The sequence below is a fragment of the Polaribacter sp. 20A6 genome (genome assembly GCF_011378915.1).
In the GTDB taxonomy this organism is placed as follows: domain Bacteria; phylum Bacteroidota; class Bacteroidia; order Flavobacteriales; family Flavobacteriaceae; genus Polaribacter; species Polaribacter sejongensis.
This window is the reverse complement of the sequence record NZ_WTPZ01000021.1, coordinates 1-2,155: the sequence shown is the minus strand read 5'-3', so window position 1 is coordinate 2,155 and position 2,155 is coordinate 1. Positions and strand designations below refer to the sequence as shown.

Genomic DNA, 2,155 nt, shown 5'->3' with positions numbered 1-2,155 from the left:
TACTCACTTCAATTTTCCTGCGGAAAATAGCCGTTCATAAAAATCGCAACTTTCCATAACACAACAACGTTGGTAACAATTTCAAAAAAAAGCCCCCTCAATGCTTCCTATGGTCAGCATTTGACTAACATAAAATTACAAAAAAAATGAAAAAAAAATATATTTTATTTTCAATAATTAATTCTTTAAAATTAGACGAAAATACTTCTTTTATTATACAAGACTGGACAATAACTAACAACAAGGAATTTATAATTAAAAATATTCCTAATGTAGAAAATTTAATAAAATATTTAGGAGAAAGTTTTGTTGAAAAACTTCTAACTAATCCTATTGCATTAAAAATAATTGAAACCTCAGATAATCCAAATTACATTATACATAATGAATCCTCCCATTTAAATGGTTTATTATCTATGATATGGATGAAATTCGATAATTGCATAGGAACATACACTCAATGCATTCAATCAACTGACGGAAACAGTATTTCCTCTAATTTCAGGAACTCATTTGTAAATGATGCTAAAGGTTCTTATTCAGAATTCCACCTAACAAGTGAGTTAATAAATCAAATTGATAAAGATAAATTAGTTAGAAATTACGAATATTTATTTCGAATAATTAAAAAAGAAAAATCAACTGAAATTAAAAAAGCTTTTAGAGCAGACCTTGAAAATGATTTTATAAAATTAAATAGAATTCAAAGGTCATTTTTATTATTAAATATAGCTAGAACTAATAGTTTTTTACCTATGAAAATAGCCTTTTATATAAATGTTCTAGAGTGTATTTTATTAGATGTTGATTCTGAATTATCATTAAGACTTCGTTTAAATGCTTCAAATTTAATAGGAGAAAATAAAAAAGAAAAAGAACTTATAATGAGTACTATTAATAAAGCATATAGCGTTAGGTCAAAATTTTTTCACGGATCAGAAATTAAATTAACTAAAGAAAAGTTAGAAAACTTATCATCTGAAATAGATGATTTAACAAGAAGGATAATTATTAAGTCAAATACCATAAGTGAAATAATAAATACCACAAACACAAATATAAGGGATGATTATTTTAAATCAATCTTGTTTACTTAATTTATTTTCTAACTCCAATATAACTTCATTTACATTTTCATCTGTATTAAAACATTCAAAATCATCACCGATTACAAACCAAGCAGATTGAGTCCAATTCTGTAATACTTCGAATATTATTTTACGTTCTTTATCATTTATTTTTAACATATCTTTTTATTTAAAATTAATTTATCAGTTGCGCGCATTTTGCTACGCAATGGGCTTTTTTTCCAAACAGTAACCAACAACGTGTATAATTTATTGCTGCTTTTCGATTAACTTAAAGGTTAGTTTTTATTGATTATCTTTGGTTTATTACCGAAAATACTCGCATATTTAAATGCAACAAACCATACACAACAACGTTACAAATAATACATAAACGATGAGAAGAACTCTTACTTTTATTGCAATATTTTCTTTTTTACTTTCGAGTGCTCAATATAAAAAAGGAATAATTTTTTTAACAGATTCAACTGAAATAAAAGGATTAATTAAAGTTAGAACACTTGATGGAATCAAATATAAAGAAAATGACAGTTCTTCGGTTAAAAAACTAAATGACAGACAATTAATTGGTTATAATATTACTGAAGATAGAATTGAAACTAAATATAGATTTAAAAAAATTGAAAGTAAATTTAAGAATAAACAAAGGTTCGGACCTGGTAGAAAAATAAAAACTGACCAAAAAATTAGAATGAAAATAGTTCGTTCAGGGAAAATAAATTTATATAGCGTATTTGTTTCAAATGCAGGTTCTGCTATGGGAATGGGGCTACCTGTTTCATCAGGAAATTTATATTATATTGAGAAAGACAACAAAACAATAAAACTTGGAACCAAAATTAAAAGTAAATACTATTACTTGTTTGAAGATTGTCCAGAATTAATAAAAAAGATAAAAACAAAAGAATTAAAACATACGAATTTAATTGAGATAATTGAATACTATAATAAAAACTGTGATATAGAAAATTAACGAGTGAAAAAAGTACTATTTGTAACACCGTATAAACTTTATTGCTGGTTTTGGCTCACTTGGGAAATTCCTCCGGAATTTCGCCGTTCGTGTT

At 25.5% G+C, this 2,155-nt stretch carries 3 protein-coding genes; 2 read left to right on the top strand and 1 reads right to left on the bottom strand.

Annotated elements, in window-relative coordinates:
- The first annotated feature begins 146 nt into the window (after positions 1–146).
- On the top strand, positions 147–1,097 hold the full coding sequence (locus GQS57_RS18155; RefSeq protein ID WP_165734389.1) for a HEPN domain-containing protein: 951 nt from the start codon (positions 147–149) through the stop codon (positions 1,095–1,097).
- Here the strand turns inward: GQS57_RS18155 and GQS57_RS18150 are convergent.
- Entirely contained in the window at positions 1,080–1,247 is a 168-nt protein-coding gene (locus GQS57_RS18150) for a hypothetical protein (RefSeq protein ID WP_165734388.1), read from the bottom strand. The genes GQS57_RS18155 and GQS57_RS18150 overlap by 18 nt on opposite strands.
- A gap of 217 nt (positions 1,248–1,464) precedes the next feature.
- Here GQS57_RS18150 and GQS57_RS18145 point away from each other — a divergent pair, with 217 nt between their 5' ends.
- Positions 1,465–2,061: a hypothetical protein gene (locus tag GQS57_RS18145; protein ID WP_165734387.1), complete on the top strand. Its 597-nt coding sequence runs from the start codon at positions 1,465–1,467 to the stop codon at positions 2,059–2,061.
- Positions 2,062–2,155: the final 94 nt, after the last annotated feature.